The 831-nt window shown below is 56.4% G+C and carries 1 protein-coding gene; it reads right to left on the reverse strand.

Annotated features, from left to right (window positions below; genetic code table 11):
• On the reverse strand, nucleotides 1-831 hold an 831-nt coding region (locus tag M1V25_RS10265), incomplete at both ends, for an NAD-dependent epimerase/dehydratase family protein (RefSeq protein ID WP_498843224.1).

Consider the following 831-nt stretch of genomic DNA (forward strand, 5'->3'; position numbering starts at 1 on the left):
CGGAGTGGTGGGGTTCGGCAAGCTGACGGGCAATCAAGGGCACGAGGTCCCGGGGGTGAAGGCAGTCGCGTACTTGGTGTCCCTTGCCGCCAAACCCGATGTACTTAAGTGGGCGTTGCGCGGCCCAAGAATGAATCCAGTAGCTGAAGATGCCCTGGTCGGCCTTTCCAAACTGGCCGGCTCCTGCCAGCACGCCGCAGCGGTTGATGCGAACAGGGAAATCAAACGTCATTCCGTATTCCAGCGCCAGGAGTTCCGAACATTTTTTCGAGGAACCATAGAGGGAGATCGGTGGATCGGTCGGGAAGGATTCGGTGAGCCCTGCCGGGCTGATTTGGGATGAATGATTTGGGATGTTTGATTTTGGAAAGATCGGGACGAATGCTTCATCCTGGACCTCGACAGTGAGATCGGCGAGGGGCTTGATGGAATAAACCCGGCTGGTGCTGAGGAGGACAAAGCCAGCGTCGTGACGGCGGCAAAATTCGAGGAGATGAATGGTCCCTCCAAGATTGTGATCGAGGAGTTCTTTGGCGCTGGTCTTGCCATCCACTCCGGCAAGCACACTGGGGTTTGCGGCGCAGTCGATGACCCAATCAGTCGATGGGAGAGTGGCAAGATCAGCTTCCTCTCGGATGTCGCCGATACGCAGATCGATTCCCAACGATCGGAGGGGTTCGACATTGGTTTCGCTGCCACGTCGGCACAGATTGTCGAGGCCGATGATGGTTATGTCAGCACAATGTTCAAGCAGGCCACGCGCGATTACGCTGCCGGCGAACCCGCAAATCCCGGTGATGAGAATTTTCACTGTTTTACAGAATCGGAGCT

The sequence above is a fragment of the Candidatus Nebulibacter yamunensis genome (assembly GCF_024208055.1).
In the GTDB taxonomy this organism is placed as follows: domain Bacteria; phylum Pseudomonadota; class Gammaproteobacteria; order Francisellales; family Francisellaceae; genus Caedibacter; species Caedibacter lacustris.